Source organism: Streptomyces sp. NPDC050549 (genome assembly GCF_040655035.1).
Lineage (GTDB): Bacteria > Actinomycetota > Actinomycetes > Streptomycetales > Streptomycetaceae > Streptomyces.
Genome location: NZ_JBFAJD010000009.1, coordinates 146067 through 165476, shown reverse-complemented (window position 1 = coordinate 165476; position 19410 = coordinate 146067). Strand labels below are relative to the sequence as shown.

Genomic DNA, 19410 nt, shown 5'->3' with positions numbered 1-19410 from the left:
TGTGCCGAATAGGCCCTCAGACACGCCGATGGGCAGAGCTTGGCCACGTGTTCGACGCGGAGCCGGGGCGGGGCGGCTCACGCCGTAGACTGGTTGATCGGCCCCGGGCCCAGTCCCCGTCAGCCCGCAGTCCCCTCCAGTGCTCTCACGCCTCTCACGTACGGGAAGTCGCAACGTGTCGCTCACGATCGGAATCGTCGGTCTGCCGAATGTCGGCAAGTCGACCCTGTTCAACGCCCTGACCAAGAACGACGTGCTGGCGGCCAACTACCCGTTCGCCACGATCGAGCCGAACGTCGGCGTGGTCGGCGTCCCCGACGCCCGCCTGACCAAGCTGGCCGAGATCTTCTCCTCGCAGAAGATTCTCCCGGCGACCGTCGACTTCGTCGACATCGCGGGCATCGTGAAGGGCGCCTCCGAGGGTGAGGGCCTGGGCAACAAGTTCCTCGCCAACATCCGCGAGTCCGACGCGATCTGCCAGGTCATCCGCGCCTTCAAGGACGAGAACGTCGTGCACGTCGACGGCAAGGTCTCGCCCAAGGACGACATCGAGACGATCAACACCGAGCTGATCCTCGCCGATCTGCAGACCATCGAGAAGGTCCTGCCGCGCCTCCAGAAGGACTCGCGCATCAAGAAGGACGTCGTCCCGAAGGTCGCGGCGGTCGAGGCGGCGAAGGAGATCCTGGAGAAGGGCGACACCCTCTTCTCCCAGGGCATCGTCCAGGGCTCGGGCAAGGAGGAACTCCTCCACGACCTGCACCTGTTGACGACCAAGCCCTTCCTCTACGTCTTCAACGTCGACGAGGACGAACTGGTCGACGAGGACTTCAAGACCGAACAGCGCGCCCTGGTCGCCCCCGCCGAGGCGATCTTCCTGAACGCCAAGCTGGAGCAGGACCTCGCCGAGCTCGACGAGGAGGACGCGATGGAGCTCCTGGAGTCCGTCGGCGCCGAGGAGCCCGGCCTCGCCACCCTCGCCCGTGTCGGCTTCGACACCCTCGGCCTGCAGACGTACCTCACCGCCGGCCCCAAGGAATCCCGGGCCTGGACCATCAAGAAGGGCGCCACCGCCCCCGAGGCCGCCGGAGTCATCCACACCGACTTCCAGAAGGGCTTCATCAAGGCGGAGGTCATCTCCTTCAGCGACCTGGTGGAGATGGGGTCGGTCGCGGAGGCCCGCGCCAAGGGGAAGGCGCGGATGGAGGGCAAGGAGTATGTGATGCAGGACGGGGATGTGGTGGAGTTCCGGTTCAACGTGTAGCGGGTGACTCAGCGCCATTTCGCTGATCTGGCAAACATGCAGGTCACGAGGGGTCTGGCTCTTCGGGGTCGGACCCCTTGATTTTTGCCGTGCTGGATAGGCGCTGGATTTTCTGACCTCTCGTCACCTGTCATCGCCCCTGCTCATCCCTACCGTGCTGGATTCGTGCTGGGAAGGATGAGAGAGCCCGTGCTGGGGCATGGGCTGTTCTGTGCTTGGCGGCGGGGGCGAGTGCGGGTGGTCAGCGCTCCCGCCTACAGGGATCTGCGTATGGCTCCATGGATTGGCGGACCTCTTCCCGGACCGGGCTCATGAGGGGGCCCGGGGCGTAGTAGCGGGCTCGGGCCTTGCCGTGGGGGACGAGCCAGCCGCGGGTGACGAGCTCGCGAATGTCGCGGATGGCTTGCTGGTCGCTGAGGTCGGCGTCCTGCTGGTAGACGGTGCGGCGGACCTTCGCGTCCGAGAAGGCGGGCAGCAGAGCGTAGACGACCCGCTCGTCCAGGCCGGTAGCCTCGACCCCTTCGACCAGGCGGGTCCAGGCCCGCGACATCACGTCGAAGCGGCGCTGGGCCTGCTGCGCCTGGCGGTGGTGGGCGGTCAGGCAGAACCGGATCCAGGGCCGGGTGTCTCGCTCCGGCCTCCAGCCTGGACCGCCCACGTCCTCAAGGACCTGGTGGTAGGCGTAGATGTTCTGCCCGCGGCCAAGCCATTCCTCGATGGAGGAGAACTCGGGCGGCATCAGGGCCTCGCGGGAGAAGGCCAGGGTGGACGGCGCGCGGGACATGCGCCCGTTGCCGTCCTTCCACGGGTGGATCTCGACGAGGCTGAGGTGGGCCATGGAAGCGCGGACGTGGACGGGGACGTCGCGGTCGCCCTCGTTGAGCCAGTCGATGAACTCCGACATCAGAGCGGGAACGTCTGCTTGGTCCGGTGCATCTGTGCCACGGTGCTCGGCCCGACTCCGTCATCCCAGCCGGCGTACCGACTGCCGTATCACCAGCTGTGTGCTGAGTACCACGTGGTCATCGGCCGTCAGGCGCTCCCCGCGGCCCAGCGCCAGCCTGACCGCCGTACGGCCCAGGTCCTCATAGGGAACCCGGACGGTGGTGAGGGCGGGACTGAGGTCGGCGGCGAAGGGGACGTCGTCGAAGCCCACGAGGGACACATCGCCGGGGACGTCGAGTCCGGCCTCGCGCAGGGCGGCCAGCGCGCCGGTCGCCACCACGTCGGTGCCCGCGAAGACCGCGGTGAAGTCCAGCCCGGCGGCGAGAGCCTCCCGGATTCTCTGGTAGCCCGAGACCCGGGTGTAGGGGCCGGGCATGTCGAACTCTTCGGCGGGCGGTACGCCGTGGGCTCGCAGCGCGTGCAGCCACCCTTCGCGGCGACGTTCGGCCGTGCTCAGCAGCGGGTCGCCGCCGAGGAAGAGGATGCGCCGGTGCCCGGCGGTGAGGAGGTGGTCCACGGCCTGGAAGGCGCCCCCGCGGTTGTCGTACTCGATCACCGTGACGGGGAGACCGTCGGGCAGCGGCGGACGGCCGACCAGCACCAGACGGGATCCTGCGGCGTCCAGGGCCTTGGCGTAACCCGCCATACGGGAGCGGTACGCGTCGTCCTGCACCGCCCCGCCCACCAGTACCACCGCGCCCGCGTGCTGTTCGCGCATCAGCTGCACGAGGTCGTCCTCGCGGGCCACGTCTCCGTGCGTGGCACAGACGAGGCTCAGCCTGCCGCGGTCTGCTGCCTCCTGTTCCACTCCGGCCGCCACATGGGCCAGCGACGGGCCGGTGATGTCCTGGATGACAAGTGCGATGGGGCCGGCCACGCGCCCCGAGAGCGCCTTGGCGTGCACGTTCACCACGTAGTGCAGTGAATCCACGGCGGCCATGACGCGTGCACGTGTGGCGGCGGACACCGGGTAGTTGCCGGCGAGAGCACGGGAAACGGTTGCTACAGAAACGCCGGCACGGGTGGCGACATCGCGAATCGTGCTGGGCCGGTCGCCGCCCTGTGTGCCGCTCGGCCCACGCCTGGACCGCCTGGCTTGTCCGTTGTTCGAGGAACTGTTTCCAACGCTTGTCACAACCCGACGTTACTGCATCCGAACCCCCTTGCGGGGAGTGCATGCCGGAAACTACTGTCCCGAAACAGTAAACGTTTACTCCTCTCTGCCTCCCTGCCTCCCAGGAGACCACCACCCATGTCCGTCACCTACCTGCGTTGGGGCACCGACGACCTGTCCCTCCTCCTGTCCTACGACCCCACCGGCCCGGTACGGCTGCTGGCGGCGGGTCCGGTCGCCGGACTGCCCGATCCCACGCGCGAACCCGAGCTGTGCGCCCGGCTCGTCCACCGTGCCCTGCCCCTGGTCGAGGTGCAGCTCGCGGGCAGTGGGCGCGTCGGCACGTCGGGCAAGCGCCATGTGGACGGTGCCGCCTCGCGGGAGTTGCGTTACGCCGGACATGAAGACGTGCGGGAGCAGGCGGGCGGCACGCTCCTGCGGACCTTGCGCGTGCACATGGCGGACGCGGTCAGCGGTCTGCGCGTGACCGCCCTCTGCACGGTCCGTGAGGAGCTGCCGGTCCTCGGCGCCCAGGCGTTCGTGGAGAACACCGGCGGCGGCTCCCTCACCCTCCAGTACGTCTCCTCCTTCGCCCTCGCCAACCTCGCCCGCGGTCTCGGCGACGGCCGGCGCTGGGAGGACGGTCTCGCCCTGTGGTCGGCGGCCAACCCGTGGAGCGGTGAGTTCCGCTGGTCCCGGGCCGGCTTGGCGCAGCGGGGCCTGTACGACGTCGGCATGGTGCCGTTCGGCCAGACCGGTTCCAAGAATCGCGTCACTCTGACCAGCACCGGCTCCTGGTCCTCCTCCGAGCACCTGCCGATGGGCTGTCTCGAGGAGTCCGACACGGGCCGGGCCCTGCTGTGGCAGATCGAGCACAACGGCTCCTGGCACGCCGAACTCGCCGACCGCTTCGGCGACGTGTACGTCGCCCTGTCGGGCCCCACCGACCGTGAGCACCAGTGGCGACACCGGCTCGCCCCCGGCGGGTCCTTCCTCACCGTTCCCGCCGCCGTGGCGTTCGTGGAGGAAGGCGGGTTCGAGGCCGCTCTCCGCGCTATGACGCGTCACCGCCGCGTCACCCGCCGACCGCACCCGGACCACCAGGGCCTGCCGGTCGTCTTCAACGACTTCATGAACAGCTTGATGGGCGAGCCGAGCACCGAGAGCCTGCTGCCCCTGGTCGACGCGGCCGCAGTGGCCGGTGCCGAGTACTTCTGCATAGACGCCGGCTGGTTCGACGACGAGCCGCCCGGTGTCGTGGGCCCCGGCGGCGTGCCGGGATGGTGGGACGCCCCGGGAGAGTGGAGGGAGTCGGCCCGGCGCTTCCCTGGAGGGCTGAAGGAGGTGCTCGACCACATCCGTACGTCGGGCATGGTGCCTGGTCTCTGGCTCGAACCCGAGGTCGTGGGTGTGCGCAGCCGTATCGCCGCCACTCTGCCCGACGAGGCGTTCTTCCGCCGGGACGGCATACGGCTCGCGGAGTGGGGACGCCACCAACTCGACCTGCGCCACCCGGCGGCCCGCGCCCACCTCGACGACACGGTCGACCGGCTGGTACGCGAATACGGCGTCGGCTACCTCAAGCTCGACTACAACATCGACATCGGCCCCGGCACCGACGGCCCCGATCCCGGCGATGGACCCGGCCACGGCCTGCTCGGCCACAACCGCGCCCATCTCGACTGGCTCGACGGGATCCTCGACCGGCACCCGGCCCTGGTCGTGGAGAGCTGCGCGGCCGGCGGCAGCCGTACCGATCACGCGATCCTGTCCCGGCTGCCGATCCACTCCGTCACCGACCAGCAGGACTTCCGCCTGCTGCCCGCCATCGCGGCCGCCTCGCCCACCGCCGTCACCCCGGAGCAGGCCGCGATCTGGGCCTACCCGCTGCCCGAACACGACGAGGCGGAACTCGGCATGGTGATGGTGTCGGCGATGCTCGGGCGCATCCATCTCAGCGGGCGCCCCGATCTGCTGACGCCGGATCAGGCGGCCGTCGTACGCAGGGCGGTGGACGTCTACAAGACCTACCGTCACCTGCTGCCGCATGCCGAACCGCACTGGCCGCTGGGACTGCCCGGCTGGCGCGACGGCTGGCTCGCACTGGCGTTGGCCACTGAGGGCGATACGACGCTGCTGGCCCTGTGGCGCCGGGACGGAGCGCCCGAGAGCGTCACGGTTCCGCTGCTGCGAGGCGGTCGGCCGCGGGTGCTGTTCGAAGCGGGCAAGCGCACCGAAATCGACCGGGACGAGACCGCCCGCACGCTGCGGGTGACCTTGCCGGCCGAGCGGTCGGCGGTGCTGATCGCCCTCGGTCACGAGGGTTCCTGAGCCGCGTCGGGCATGCGACGGCTCTGTCGCCCCCGGAAGGTTCCGGGGGCGACAGAGCGCTTCGGGTCCTGCGGGCCTCTTCAGCGCCTGCGCAGCACCACCGTGGTGCCGGGCTTCACGCTCAACTCGGCGCCGTCTCTCACCTTGGCTCCGTTGCCGAGATTCACGGAGTCGCCGAAGCCCTCGGTGGCGAGTGTGTGACTCCGGTTGCTGGTGGTGTTCATGCCGATCAGGTACGGGCCGTACGCGCACCGGTAGAAGGAGGCACGTCCGGCGTAGGGGGTCTCGACGCCCAGCGGGAAGTCGGGTACGTCGTCGGGTGCCTTGGCCAGGGGCAGGACCTGTCCGGCGAGCGCCTGGTGCAGGGTGTCGCCGGGCGGCGGGAAGCCGCCGCCGGGGATGTTCAGGTCGACCACGCCGAACTCGAAGTTGACCCAGTCGGGCTCGGTCGCGGCGCGGCCGTCGGGTACGTACTTCACGTCCTGCCACACGGTCGCCGAGTGCTCGATGCCGTCGGCGCCGATGAGGTGGACGCGGGCGAGCCGGTTGATGCCCCAGCGGGCCCGCCAGTACAGCGAGGCGTAGAGGATCTCGTCGCCGTGCTTGACGGCGATCAGGCCGTTCTCCTCATCGGAGAAGACGAAGCCGGGCTGTCCTGGGGTCATGGGCAGTCGGGCGCCGTCTTCCGCGGCGCCGGCGACGTACGCGTAGTCGTCGGCGGTGGACAGCAGGTTGAGGTTGGTCCGGGCGGACGCCCCCAGGTCGTAGGTCTCCTGCAGCACGTGGAAGACCTGGTTGTCGGCGAGGGACTGCCGTGCGTACCCGGTGATGTCGGGGTCCTTCAGCAGGGTGGCGAGACGCATCGGGTGGCCGTCCCACTTGGTGCCCTCGTCGTAGGAGATCACGCCGGGGTACTCGGGGTCGCGCCAGCCGATGAGGGCCTCGATGCGCATGGTCTTGTAACCGTCGGCGTCCAGCGCCGGGTGGTGGAAGACCGCGCGGGCCTTGACCATCTTGACCAGGTGTGCGCGGAGCGTGTCGTCGTCGACGCCGCCGACGCCGATGACCGCGTCGTACAGGAGGGCGAGCCAGTCCTGCAGTTCGCCGTAGTTCCCGGCGTAGCCGAGCTCCTTGGAGATGCCGGCCTTGGTGACCTGGTAGTAGGAGCCGCCCAGTGGCCTGGTCGGAGTGCCGTCGGCCTGCTCCGCACCGAGCCAGGGGGTCAGGCCCACGGACTGGTAGATGTAGTCGCGGGCCTTGGTCTCGCCCCACGCGTCGGTCGAACCTAGGAGGCTCAGGCCGCGGTCGGCGAGGTAGAGGCCGATGGCGCAGATGATGGCCTGGTTGGTGTACTGCGGCCAGTTCTGCCGCCAGTACTCACGGCTGTCCAGGAGCATCTTCGTCCACGCGTCGCGACGGATCACGGGCTTGGCGGTCGCCGTGGCGGGCGGGGTGAGGGTGAGGTCGTCGAACCAGGCGGTGCCCGCGGTCGTCAGACGTACCTGGATCTCGGCCTGGGTGGCGGTGGCGGGGGTGGCCAGGGTGGCGGTCACGTGCTCCCAGTCGTGGGTGCCCGCCGAGGCGTAGAACTTGTTGTCGCCGCCGACCAGGGCGCCGGAGGCGTTGAAGAACAGCACGTCCAGATAGGCGCCGTTGGTGCCGACGCCGTCGGTCTTGACCCAGACGCCGTAGGTGTAGGTGCCCTGCTCCAGGGGGACGCGTGCGCTGGGGGTGAGGCCCACCGTGCCCGAGGAGGGGATGGTCACCTTCGCCGAGGCCGACCCGCTGCGCGCGGCCGAGGTGTCGCGGCCGGCGGTTCCGCTGCCCGCCCAGGTCACCGAGCGCCAGCCGGTCGGGTTGGTGGTGCCGAACTCGAAGCCGGCGTTGGTGATGGTCCCCGGGGAGCCGATGACCGGCTCGTCGAGCTGTGACGTGTAGGTGTCGCCGAGTAGGAGCAGGACCAGACCGAGGCGGCCCAGGCCCATCCACTGCTGGGCGGAGTCCGTCATCACGGTCTTGTCGCCGAGGTACTTCCAGTACAGGGCGTCCAGGCTGCTGGTGATCTGCAGGGGCACGGCGCTGTTCCGGTACGCGGCGGTGGACGGCATCGTGTAGGCCCGCGCCAGGAACTCCAGGTACCAGGGGTCGAGCTGGGGCGAAGTCCGTGACGCCTCGGCCGCGGCCTGGGTCACCACCCGGGTGTTGATGGTGTCCACGACCTCCTTCCCGGGGGAGGGGCGCAGCTGGGGGGTGGGCAGGGTGCCGGTGAGGTCGCGGGCGTCCAGCCGGAAGTACGGCTCCCGGTGGGTGTAGAGCCGGTAGATCCCACGGCTGGGGCGGGTCATGGCCTTGTAGTAGTCCGCCGCGGACTGCGAGTACCCGGCGATGCGGCCCATGGAGCGGATCTCCAGGGAGACGGAGCTCTTGCCCTTGGTCAGGTCCGTCGGCAGCGGCAGCGTGTGGAAGTAGAACCTCTCCGGGGTGCGCGGGTCGTCGGCTGCGATGTCGAGGGGGTCGACGGCTCCGAGGTGGTAGTGGCCGACCTGCTTGCCCTCGGCGAACAGCTGCAGCCGGCCGAGGTCCTCGCCGGCGTCCGATCCCCACAGTTTGATCGTCACGTAGGTGGGGCCCTTGGGACGGCAGGCCATGGTCATGGACAGGGTGCCGCCCCAGAAGTCCGAGGTGTCCTTGGGGTTGAGCACCCGGGCCGACTGTCCCAGGCCGCCGGTGACGACGTCGGACAGCGTCGTGGTCAGTCCGTGTGCCGACTCGGACGCGGTGTCACCGAGAACGAGCGTGTCGAGGGCGCGCGGCGCTTCCTTCCCGTCCGGCAGGAGCGGGGGCAGAGACCGCGCGTCGGCGGGGGCGGCCTGCCACAGCCGGCCGGCGGTGAGGACGCCGGCGGTACCGGCTGCCGCTTTGAGCAGGGATCTGCGCTGAAGGGCTTCGGGCATGGAGGGGATTCCTTTCGGGTGCGCCTACAGCCACCTGGAGCGGTGGCCGCCCGGTAGGGGTGCGCCGCGCGGACGCGGCATCAGGTGCGGCGGAGCGCCGTGCGACGGGGGCGGCCGGTGAGGGAGGAGCCGGGGAGCGCCGGTGAGGAGGGGGACGGGTTCAGGCGCTGATGGTGAGTTCGGCGCGGCGGACCGCGTGTGCTGGTGCGAGACCGGCCGTGAGGCGTTCCAGTTCCTCCACGGCCGTACGGCCGAGGCGAGCCAGCTCGTTGCCGAGGGAGCCGGCGATGTGCGGGGTGAGGAAGACGTTGGGCAGCCGGTAGAGCGGGGAGTCGGCGGGCAGCGGCTCGGGCTCCGTGACGTCGAGCACGGCACTGAGCCGACCGGTGACCAGTTCGTCGGTGAGCGCGTCGGAGTCGACGAGGTTGCCGCGTGAGGTGTTGATCAGGACAGCCCCGTCGGGGACGAGTGCGAGACGCTCGCGGCTGAGCATCCGGTACGTCTCCGGGATGTCGGGCGCGTGCACGCTGACGATGTCGCTGGTGCGCAGCAGCTCGTCGAGCGGCAGCGGTTCGGCTCCCAGCGCGCGGGCCTCGGCCTCGGCCACGTAAGGGTCGTACAGGCCGACCCGCAGGTCGAACGGGCGCAGCAGTTCCAGCACGCGGCGACCCACCCGGGAGGCACCGATGACACCGACCCGCCGCCCGTGGTTGCCGACCGCGGTGTACTCGTCGGGAGCCGGGTACACGCGCTCGGCGCGGAAGCGTTCGCGGAGCCCGAAGGCGTCCTTCCCGGCGAGCAGGATGACGGCCAGCGTGTACTCCGCGACGGGCAGCGCGTTGGCCACGACCGAGCTTGAGATGGTGAGCCCGCGCTCCCAGAAGGCGTCTCCGACCAGGCTGCGCACGCTTCCGCCGGTGTGCAGGACGGTCCGCAGTCGGGGAGCGGAGTCCAGCACCTCGGTGCCGATGTGCGGGCAGCCCCAACCGGAGATCAGCATGTCGGCGGTGGCCAGCGCGCGAGCCGCCGCCGGCTCCGCGAAATCCTCAACGACGAGGCCCGGGTCGATCGTCGCGAGTTCCCGCAGCCGGGCCATCAGGGGCGGGGGGAAGAGTTCGGGCAGATGCACGGGGTTCATCGCGAACACGGCGACGGGCGGCGGTGAGGTGGGCATGACGCTCCTGCATGGCGATGAAGGGGAGCGAACCGGACAGCTCGGTTCGGTAAACGTATTCCACGCTACGGAGGCGTTGAGGGGCCGGTCAATATTCGGATGCCGATAACCTGAGCGACATGATCAATCACGCAGGGTGTGAATGGATGGTGATATGCCAGGTCAGACGGTGACTGAAGTAACGGCTCGGCAAGATTGGTGAAACAATCTCAATCCGCCCTCTTGTATCCGTGCCGCCTTGGGCCTACGGTCCACGACAGCAAACGGTTACTTTCTCGGGCAGCGGATGCGGAATCCCTGTCCCGTCTCATCTCTGACCGCGCCGGCACCCCCACCGTGAGCGCCGTCCAGTTCCCTGCGTGGAGGACCGATGTCCCAGTTCCGTACCAGAGCTCTCGCCTCGGCCGCCACTGTGGCCTCGCTGTCCCTGCTGCTCGCCGCGTGCGGGGGCCACGACGGCTCCGACTCCGCCGCCAAGACCACCAAGGGCAAGGTCACGCTGGAGTTCTGGAGCTGGACCGACGGCATCGAGGCCCAGACCAAGGTGTGGAACAAGGAGCACCCCGACACCCAGGTCAAGTTCGTCAACGCGGCCGGCGACACCGTCTACCAGAAGCTGCGGGCCGCGGTGAACGCGGGCACCGCGCCCTGCCTGTCCAAGATGGACGGGATGAACCTGGCGGGCTTCGCCGCCGATGGCCTGCTGACCGACATCACCAAGCCGGCGGCCAAGTACAAGGACGCGTACACCGGCGCCGCGTGGAACGCGGTCAGCCCCGGAGGCACCACGTTCGGCATCCCGATGGGCTCCTCGCCGCTGTTCACCGCCTACCGCGCCGACCTCTTCCAGAAGTACGGCCTCCAGGCCCCCAAGACGTGGGACGACCTGATCGCCGCCGGCAAGAAGGCGCAGAGCAAGAACAAGAACGTCAAGATCTTCAACATGGCCGGCGAGGACCCGAGCACCCTGGTCGACCTGTCCTGGCAGGCCGGCGCCCAGTGGTACAAGGTCGACGGCGACCACTGGGTCATCGACTTCACCTCGCCCGAGGCCCTGAAGGCCGGTGACGTCGTCCAGCAGCTGGTGGACGACAACCTGGCCTCCAGCGCCTCCTACGCCGACCCCGGCGTCTTCAAGACCTGGGACCTCGGCAAGACGATCGCGATGACCACGTCCACCTGGCAGCTGCCGATCTACGACACCAACTTCCCCAAGTCGAAGGGCAAGTGGCAGCTCGCCGACGCCCCCCTCTTCGACAGCGCCCAGCCGCGCACGTCAAGCAACTTCGACACCACCGCCGTCCTGAAGGGCTGCAAGTACCCCGACCGCGCCGCCGAGTTCGCCGCCTGGCTGTCCAGCAACAAGGAGTCGCTGACCACCCTCACCGACCCGGCCTCCAAGTCGGGCCTCTTCCCGGCTGTCAAGGACGTCTCACCGTACGTCGACAAGATCATCCCCACCGAGATGTTCAACGGGAAGTCCGACAGCGCGAAGGTGATCACCACAGCCGCCTCCCGGGTCGGCGACCAGTGGCAGTACGGCCCCGACTACGCGGCCATGTACTCCGAGATGCAGAAGCAGTGGGGCCAGGTCATGAACAAGCAGCTGAAGGTCAAGGACATGCTGGCCGCGCTGCAGAAGTGGACCCTGGACGACCTCAAGTCCAAGGGCATCAAGGCCGTCGCCGGAAGCTGACCCACCCCGTAGGCACCACGTCTGGAGACACCCGTGTCCACCCTGACGCGACCCGCGAAGGTCGCCACCGACTCCCCGGCCCGGCGGCCCTCCCCCCGCCGGCCCGGGAGAAGGGGAGCCCGCAAGGGGCTGCTCTTCGCGACGCCCTTCCTGCTGGGCTTCCTGGCCACCTATGTCGTACCGATCGGTTACGCCTTCAGCCAGAGCCTGTACGAGAAGAAGAGCAGCGGTCTCGGCTTCGGCCCGACCCGGGAAGTCTTCACCGGCTTCGCCAACTTCTCCTCGGTGCTGGGTGACGGCGCCTTCTGGTCGAGCATGCTGCGCACCCTGGCCTTCGGCACCGTGCAGCTCACGGTCATGCTCGGGCTGTCCCTGCTGCTCGCCCTGCTGCTGGACGGGGTGGCCGCGCGCGCGGTGCGCTTCTTCCGCGCGGCGCTGCTCATCCCGTACGTGGTGCCCGCCGTGGTGTCGACCGTGATGTGGCTGTTCCTCTACAGCCCGACCGGCTCCCCGCTGATCGACATGGCCCACAGCGCGGGAACGGACATCGACCTCCTCGGCGGCCTCAACACCTACCTCTCGCTGGGCAACCTGCTCACCTGGCAGGGCGTCGGCTTCAACATGATCCTGATCTCCGCCGCGTTGCAGGCACTGCCGCGCGAGCTGTACGAGGCGGCCCGCCTGGACGGAGCGAGGGAGTGGCGCATCGCCTGGTCCATCAAGATCCCCAACATCACCGGGATCCTCATCCTGACCGGCATGTTCTCCCTGATCGGCCGGCTCCAGCTGTTCGCCGAACCGCTGCTGCTGCGGCAGATCGCGCCGGAGTCGATCAACACCGACTTCACTCCGATGATGGAGATCTACGACAAGGCGTTCAAGACCGGCAACTACCAGTACGCGGCCGCCGAGTCGCTGATCCTGGCTCTCGTCACCGGGATCATCGCCTTCGTCTTCTACCGCGTCACGAACAGGAAGATGTCATGAGCAGCATCGTCGACGGCGGCGCGGTGCGCCCCACCCGCCGGGCGGTGGTCCTGACCACCGGCCTGCTGGTCCTCTTCCTGATCTACTCGCTCGCCCCGACCTGGTTCCTGGTCGTCTCCGCGACCAAGAACCAGACCGATCTGTACTCCACCTTCGGCCTGTGGTTCTCCGACAACCACCTGGGCGGGAACCTCAAGGAGATCTGGACCTACCACGACGGGGTGTTCACCCGCTGGATGGGCAACTCGATCCTGTACTCGACGCTGGGCGCGGCGGGCTGCACGCTCGTCTCGCTCGCCGCCGGTTACGCGATGGCGAAATTCGAGTTCCGGGGCCGGGGCGCCCTCTTCGCCGTCATCGTGGGCGCCTCGCTGCTGCCGAGCACCCTGCTGGCGTTCCCGCTCTATCTCGTCTTCGCGAAGATCGGTCTGACCAACACCATCTGGTCGATCCTCGTCCCGTACTTCATCAACCCCTTCGCGGTCTACCTGGGGAAGGTGTACGCGGACAGCTCCGTGCCCACCGAGCTGATGGAGGCCGCCCGCATCGACGGCGCGGGCGAGTTCAGGATCTTCTGGACGGTGGCGCTGCGGCTGATGCGGACCGGTGGCGTCACCATCTTCATGCTCGTCTTCATCGACATCTGGAACAACTTCTTCCTGCCGCTGTTCATGCTCACCGGCGAGCGGACCTTCCCCGTCAGCCTCGGCCTGTACTCCTGGCTCCAACAGGCCCAGAACGCCCGGGACATGAACACCCTCGTCCTGACCGGGTCCCTGCTGTCCATCGTGCCGCTCGCGGTCTTCATGTTCTCGCTGCAGAAGTACTGGCGCAGCGGAATCCTCATGGGCAGCCTCAAGTGAGGTACGCGTGATCCACAACCCCGTCCTTCGCGGCTTCGAACCCGACCCGGTGATCCTGCGGGTCGGAGACGACTTCTACATCGCCACGTCCACCTTCGAGTGGTACCCGGGTGTACGCCTCCACCACTCCCGGGACCTGGTCAACTGGCGTTCCCTGGGTGGCGTCCTGGGCAGCCGGCGCCTGCTCGACCTCACGGGGGTACCGGACTCCGGGGGCATCTGGGCCCCCGGACTGTCGTACGCGGACGGTCTGTTCCACCTCGTCTTCACCGTGGTGGACACCTATGCCGAGGGCTGGAAGGACCTGCCCAACTACGTCACCACCGCCCCTGCCGTCGAGGGCCCCTGGTCCGATCCCGTACCGCTGCACGGGCGCGGCTTCGACGTCTCCCTCTTCCACGACCACGAGGGTGACGGCCGGAGCTGGCTGTTGAACATGCGCTACGACTGGAGGCCCGAGCACGAGTCCTTCGCGGGCATCGAAATCCAGGAGTACGACCGCACGACACACGCCCTGCTGGGCGAGGTAAGGACGATCTCCGTGGGCACCGCCGCCGGGGTCGCCGAGGGACCCCACCTCTACCACCGGGACGGCTGGTACTACCTCGTGCACGCAGAGGGCGGCACCGGCTACGAACACGGGGCGGCCGTAGCCCGCTCCCGCGACCTCTTCGGCCCCTACGAACTCGACCCGGCCGGACCCCTGCTCACCTCCCGGCACGATCCGAAGCTGGCACTCCAGAAGGCCGGCCACTGCTCCCTCGTCCGGACGCGGAAGGGTCAGTGGTACGCGGCTCACATCACCGCCCGCCCCTACGGCGAGCGCGGACGGTGCGTACTTGGCCGGGAGACCGCGCTGCAGCCGGTGACCTGGACCGAGGACGGCTGGCCGCGCATCGCGGGCGCGGTCCCCGCCGTGACCGTACCGGTGCCCGACCTGCCGTCCGCCCCCGCGCCGGAGGCGTCCGCCACGGACCGGTTCGAGGCGCTGGGCCCCGACTGGTCCACCCTGCGCCGCCCGGCCACCCCCGACTGGATCGAACCCGCCCCCGGACGGCTCCGCATCCGGGGCGGCCAGTCACCCGCGGGCCGTCGCACCCCCAGCCTGGTCGCCCGCCGCGTCACCGCGCAACAGTGCGTCTTCGATACCGAGTTGACCTTCGCGCCCCGCACCCCCGACCACCTCGCCGGGCTGACCGCCTACTACAACACCCGCAACTGGCACTACCTGTACGTCACCGCCGAGGACGACGGCTCACCGGTGCTCCGGGCCCTGAGCTGCGAAGCCGGAAGACCGATCGCGCACCCGTTCCGGGCCCCACTCGAAGCGGGCCGCCCCGTCCTGCTGCGGGCCGAGTTCGACGGCGCTGACCTGCACTTCTCCTACGACGCCGGCTCCGGCGGGCTCCAGCCACTGGGGCTCTCCCTCGACGCCACCGTCCTGTCGGACGAGCACGCCGACGAGTTCCACGACGGACAGCTGAGGGTCCTCGGCTTCACGGGCGCCATGCTGGGGCTGTGGGTGCAGGACCTCGACGGCGACGGCGTCCACGCGGACTTCACTCATGCCACCTACCGGCCCGCACCGGACGGCCCCCGATGACCCTCCTCGACCTCGGCCGCATCCGCCTGTTCTCCACCACGCTGGGCGCGTCCGACGCGCCCACGCTGCTGTTGGTCCACGGCTGGGGCGGCGACGGACGGGAGTGGTCGCCGCATGCCGAGGCGCTGAGCGACGGCTTCCGCGTCCTCGTCCCCGACCTGCGCGGCCACGGCCGCTCCGAGGTCCCGGACCGGGGCAACACCCCGCAGGAGATGGCCGACGACCTGGCGGCACTGATCGACACCTCGGACACCGGGCCGGTGACCGCCGTCGGTCACTCCATGGGCGGCCAGGTCGCCAACCTGCTCGCCGTCCGCCACCCGCACCACGTCCGGTCGGTCGTCCTTCTGGACCCGGCCCACGGGGCGCACGGTGAGGAGGTCGAGCAGATCCCCGACCGGCTCGCCGAGTACGAGAAGCACGGCGCCCGCGCCGCCGCCGCCTTCGTGGCCGGGGCGTTCTCCCCAGAGGCCCCGCCCGGTCTGCGTACCGCGCACGTCCGCACCATGCTCGGCACCCCCGACCACGTCATCGCCCAGAACTACGCGGGCATGTACACCGACCCCGGCGCCGTCGGGATCCGCCCGCACAGCGAGGCCCACCTGCGCAGCCGCTCCCAGCCCGCCCTGACCGTGTGGACGTCCTCAGAGGCCGCCGACTGGGAGCGCGGCACCCTGCACGTGCCCGGCTCCCGCGTGGAGCACTGGCCGCATACCGGCCACTACCTGCACGAAGAACGAACGGAACGCACGATCCGCCTGATCCGTGACTGGGCGACGGGAAAGAGCGCCGACTGAGGACGCCCCGCCCCCGTACGCCTCTCAACCGCTTTTCCACCCACACCCGATGGAGAGCCTCATGGTGCATGCCCCGGTGATGGGGCCCAGACGCGCACAGCGCTGGGCGACCCCCCTCATCCTCACCCTGTGCGCACTGCTGGCAGCCCTGCTGCCCGCCTTCCCCGCCCGCGCGGCCATACCGGCCGCAGCCGGTGAGCCGAGTTCCCGTCCCTCCGTCACCCTGCGCGAGACCACCAGCGATGCCGGGTTCGTCCACCCCGGCATCGCTGTCAGCGCCTCGAACCTGAAGCTCGCCCGCAGCCAGGTCCTGGGCGGTGTCGAGCCGTGGGCGTCGTACTACGCGGCGATGCTGAAGACCAAGTACGCCTCCGCCTCCCTCCTCCCCGTCAACCGGGGGGCCGCGCCGGACACCCCGAAGACGGACGCCTTCAACTCGCAGGGCGTGGAGGGGCAGTTCATCGCGGACGCCTTCGGTGCGTACACGCAGGCGATCCAGTACTTCATCACCGGCGACCCCGTCTACCGCGCCAACGGGATGCACATCATCCGCACCTGGTCCCACATGGACCCTGCCAAGGTGGCGTCCTATCCGGACGACCACATCCACGCGGGCATACCGCTGATGCGCATGCTCGCCGCGGCCGAGATCTTCCGCTACTCCAGCGTCAACCCCGGCACCGACGGGTACGACACCGCCTGGACGGACAGCGACACGACCAACCTGACGAAGAACCTGATCACCCCGGTCATCAAGGTCCTGCTGTCCGGCAACACGTTCTTCATGAGCCAGCAGCCCTACCCCCTCGTCGGTGAGATCGCCGGCTACGCGTTCACGGACGACCGGACCGGGTACGACAGGGCGGTCGAGGTGTTCTCCGTCAACTCCGGCAACCCGGACAAGAACACCAACGGCGCCCTCGCCTCCCTGATCCGCGAGATCAGCGCCGAGGACCCCCTCAACCCCTACGGCCACTCCTTCGTGCAGGAGCAGGAGATGGGCCGCGACCAGGCCCACGCCTGGGACGGCATCAACGCCCTGAGCGAGATCGCGCGCCTGCTGACCGTCCAGGGCACCCGGCTGGACCCGGTCACCGGGACGGTGTCGACCAAGCGCAACGCCGTCTCCCCCTACCGCTTCGGCAACGACCGGCTGCTCGCCGGACTGGACACCTTCTACGCGTACATGATGGGCAGAACGATCCCCTGGATCGACACCACAGGTGGACCCGGGAAGCCGTCCGAGGCTTATCGCGGCCGCCAGTTCGACCCGATCGACGAGCTGTACGACGTCTACCGCTACGACCTCGGGGTCGACGTCGAGAAGAAGGCCCCCAACGTCGCGAAGATGCGCGAGCAGGCAGACGGCCCGACCTTCTACTGGGGCACCGGCGCCTACAACTTCTGGAACAGCAACCCCGACTACAACCCGGACTACTGGCTCTCCATACCCGAGCAGACGGCCGGACAGACCCGGCCCGCACAGACCAACCCCCTGGTCCCCGTCGCCCGCCGGAGCATCGCCCTCGACCGGCGGACCCGGATCGCCCAGGACGACGGGCACGACATCGCGCGGATGCGGGCCTCGGAGAAGGGCACCAGCATCGCGGTCCGCACCCTGATGTACGACAACCGCAACGGCTACAGCCCGGTGGGCGTCCTGATCCGCACCGACGGCCCGGCCACCCTCCAGATCCGCAAGAACATGTCGCTCGCGCCGTACCACACGATCAACCTGCCGGACACACACGGCACATGGCGGTATGTCACCTACGACATGGACTACGCCGTCGTCCCCGGCAGCACCGGAGGCGAGAACCTGGCGTACTACACGGTCGTCGGCGCGTCCGATGTCACCGTCGACGTGGACAGCGTCAACCTACAGGCGAAGGCACAGCTCAGCCCGCCCGTCTTCGCCCAGGGACAGCGGACCACCCTGATCGGTGTGGCCGGCACGCCCCTTCGCCGTTCCCTGGCCGCGACCGACTCCGGCGACGGGACCCTGACGTACGAGGCGCCCGGCCTGCCGAAGGGCGCGAAGGTCGACGAAGGGACCGCGGCCTTCGACTGGACGCCCACGCGGTCCCAGACGGGCACCTTCCGTACGAGCGTCGTCGCCTCCGACGGCACGACGGACACAGTCCTGGCCGTCACCCTGAAGATCGCCCGCGACCGGCAGGGCGCCCTCGTCCTGGCCCAGGCCGGGTTCGACGCGAAGGCCACCTACGTGACCGCGACCCGCGACGCCTACGACACCGCGCTGTCCTCGGCACGGACGGCCCTCGAAACGGCCGACGACCACGATTTCCTCGACGCGCTGGCCGACGTGCAGAAGGCGGTGCGGGGCCTGAGACTGCTCAACCCCGAGCTCGCCGACGGCACGCTCGCCTACCCGGCCCTGGTGACTTCGTCCCTGCCCGCGACCGGCGTGTGGAACATGGCCGACGACGACGTCAACACCTTCTCCGGCGACCTCACCGCGCCCTTCACCCTGGACTTTGGTGCCGGTTACAGGGTGCGCGCCGACGCCTTCGGCCTACGGGCCCGGTACAACTTCGCCAACCGCTCGCAGGGCGCCAACGTCTACGGGTCCAACGACGGCTACATCTGGACGCTTCTGACGGAGCGGGAGACCACCGACACCACGCCGACGTTCCAGATGGAGACCGTCCCGGTCCGCTCCCAGGTCCAGGGCAAGGCGTACCGGTACTTCAAGATCCAGGTGGACGACCCGGGCATTCCCACCGACCCCAACTACCCGGGCCTGTCCTCCTACAGCGAACTGCGCGTCCACGGTGAGCGGGTCGAAACCGCGCAGGCCGTCTCGTCGGTGTCGGTCTCTTCCAGCAACTCCGACCCTCGCCGCGCCGTCAACGGCGACACGGTCACCCTCGACCTGGAGGCCAAGAGCTCCCTGGCCGACGTGAACGCGACCGTCGAGGGCGCCGCCGCGCAGGTCACCCGCATCGACGACCGCCATTGGCGGGCGACGGCCGTCCTTCCGCAGGACGTCGACTACGGACGCGCCCTGCGGTTCACCGTCGACTACACGACGGTGAACGGACAGACCGGCTCGACGATCACCGACACGACCGACGGCTCATCACTGCAACTGTGGAACACGCATGTGACGGAGGTTCAGGTCGCCAAGGACTGGGTTGACGCGTCGTCGCCGCAGTTCCCGGGGAGCGGCACGACGGCGGCCAACGGCTGGCGGATGTTCGACAGCGACCTCACCACCGCCACCGACACCACGTCCGGCAACGGATGGGTGACCGTCAGCCCCACCGACGGTTCCTCGCTGACCCTCGACGCGGTCATGGTCCACCCGAGGGCGACGTTCGTGAACCGAGGCAACGGCACGGTCGTCCAGAGCTCCACGGACGGGGGCCAGACCTGGCACACCCTGGTGACCATCAGCGGGATGACCAGCGACCAGCAGTGGTACACCTTCAAGCTGCCGAAGAGGACGGTCACGCCGATGCTGCGGATCTACGACGGACACGGAGGCTTCACCAACCTCGCGGAGGTCCGGCTGCTGGAGTTCGACTCGGCTCTGTCGTAGGGCGTCTCGGCGGTCGGCGGCGGCGTGACGCCCTGCTGAGGGACCTGTCCCGTAGCGTAGGTGCACCTGGATCTTCTTGTGCCCTTTCGCGCCGCCCGTGCTGGGCAGGTGCTGAAT

Annotated in this window: 11 protein-coding genes and 1 pseudogene; 8 read left to right on the top strand and 4 right to left on the bottom strand. The window is 69.2% G+C overall.

Translation table 11 applies throughout. From position 1 onward, the window contains the following. The first annotated feature begins 175 nt into the window (after positions 1-175). Entirely contained in the window at positions 176-1264 is a 1089-nt protein-coding gene (ychF, locus tag AB0I51_RS16055; RefSeq protein WP_362975403.1) for a redox-regulated ATPase YchF, read from the top strand. Positions 1265-1505: 241 nt separating this feature from the next. Here the strand turns inward: ychF and AB0I51_RS16050 are convergent. Then, a pseudogene (locus tag AB0I51_RS16050) lies at positions 1506-2192 on the bottom strand (Fic family protein); the annotation flags it as partial. Between the two features lie 36 nt (positions 2193-2228). Next, complete coding sequence (locus tag AB0I51_RS16045; protein WP_362975623.1) at positions 2229-3248, bottom strand: LacI family DNA-binding transcriptional regulator; 1020 nt, start codon at positions 3246-3248, stop codon at positions 2229-2231. A 213-nt stretch (positions 3249-3461) separates the two neighbouring features. Here AB0I51_RS16045 and AB0I51_RS16040 point away from each other — a divergent pair, with 213 nt between their 5' ends. After that, positions 3462-5654, top strand: coding sequence for an alpha-galactosidase (locus tag AB0I51_RS16040; RefSeq protein WP_362975401.1), 2193 nt, complete (start codon positions 3462-3464; stop codon positions 5652-5654). An 80-nt stretch (positions 5655-5734) separates the two neighbouring features. On the opposite strand, the gene AB0I51_RS16035 is transcribed toward AB0I51_RS16040, so the two are convergent. Together AB0I51_RS16035 and AB0I51_RS16030 are read right to left on the bottom strand one after the other, a co-directional pair. Next, positions 5735-8608: a Tat pathway signal protein gene (locus tag AB0I51_RS16035; RefSeq protein WP_362975399.1), complete on the bottom strand. Its 2874-nt coding sequence runs from the start codon at positions 8606-8608 to the stop codon at positions 5735-5737. A 160-nt stretch (positions 8609-8768) separates the two neighbouring features. Then, positions 8769-9782 carry a hydroxyacid dehydrogenase gene (locus tag AB0I51_RS16030; RefSeq protein WP_362975397.1) on the bottom strand — a complete coding sequence of 338 codons (1014 nt, stop codon included), beginning with the start codon at positions 9780-9782 and terminating at the stop codon, positions 8769-8771. A 370-nt stretch (positions 9783-10152) separates the two neighbouring features. Here AB0I51_RS16030 and AB0I51_RS16025 point away from each other — a divergent pair, with 370 nt between their 5' ends. The 6 genes from AB0I51_RS16025 (at position 10153) to AB0I51_RS16000 (ending at position 19293) form a co-directional block, all read left to right on the top strand. Continuing rightward, positions 10153-11478 carry a sugar ABC transporter substrate-binding protein gene (locus AB0I51_RS16025; RefSeq protein WP_362975395.1) on the top strand — a complete coding sequence of 442 codons (1326 nt, stop codon included), beginning with the start codon at positions 10153-10155 and terminating at the stop codon, positions 11476-11478. Positions 11479-11511: 33 nt separating this feature from the next. Next, the gene (locus tag AB0I51_RS16020; protein ID WP_362975393.1) at positions 11512-12465 is read left to right on the top strand and encodes a sugar ABC transporter permease; all 954 of its coding nucleotides are present in this window, start codon (positions 11512-11514) and stop codon (positions 12463-12465) included. Then, positions 12462-13328: a carbohydrate ABC transporter permease gene (locus tag AB0I51_RS16015; protein WP_362975391.1), complete on the top strand. Its 867-nt coding sequence runs from the start codon at positions 12462-12464 to the stop codon at positions 13326-13328. The genes AB0I51_RS16020 and AB0I51_RS16015 overlap by 4 nt, the downstream gene beginning before the upstream one ends. Positions 13329-13335: 7 nt before the next feature. Beyond that, the gene (locus AB0I51_RS16010; protein WP_362975389.1) at positions 13336-14931 is read left to right on the top strand and encodes a glycoside hydrolase family 43 protein; all 1596 of its coding nucleotides are present in this window, start codon (positions 13336-13338) and stop codon (positions 14929-14931) included. Further along, positions 14928-15728 (top strand): alpha/beta hydrolase, encoded by an 801-nt coding sequence (locus AB0I51_RS16005; protein WP_362975387.1) that lies wholly within the window; start codon positions 14928-14930, stop codon positions 15726-15728. The genes AB0I51_RS16010 and AB0I51_RS16005 overlap by 4 nt, the downstream gene beginning before the upstream one ends. Positions 15729-15789: 61 nt before the next feature. Then, entirely contained in the window at positions 15790-19293 is a 3504-nt protein-coding gene (locus AB0I51_RS16000) for a putative Ig domain-containing protein (protein ID WP_362975385.1), read from the top strand. The last annotated feature ends 117 nt before the right edge of the window (positions 19294-19410 follow it).

Bases quoted from the DNA above. Each gene is read 5' to 3' on its own strand.
- AB0I51_RS16040 (WP_362975401.1), top strand. From the start codon at position 3,462: ATGTCCGTCACCTACCTGCGTTGGGGCACCGACGACCTGTCCCTCCTC.
- AB0I51_RS16035 (WP_362975399.1), bottom strand. From the start codon at position 8,608: ATGCCCGAAGCCCTTCAGCGCAGATCCCTGCTCAAAGCGGCAGCCGGT.
- AB0I51_RS16030 (WP_362975397.1), bottom strand. From the start codon at position 9,782: ATGCCCACCTCACCGCCGCCCGTCGCCGTGTTCGCGATGAACCCCGTG.
- AB0I51_RS16025 (WP_362975395.1), top strand. From the start codon at position 10,153: ATGTCCCAGTTCCGTACCAGAGCTCTCGCCTCGGCCGCCACTGTGGCC.
- AB0I51_RS16015 (WP_362975391.1), top strand. From the start codon at position 12,462: ATGAGCAGCATCGTCGACGGCGGCGCGGTGCGCCCCACCCGCCGGGCG.
- AB0I51_RS16005 (WP_362975387.1), top strand. From the start codon at position 14,928: ATGACCCTCCTCGACCTCGGCCGCATCCGCCTGTTCTCCACCACGCTG.
- AB0I51_RS16000 (WP_362975385.1), top strand. From the start codon at position 15,790: ATGGTGCATGCCCCGGTGATGGGGCCCAGACGCGCACAGCGCTGGGCG.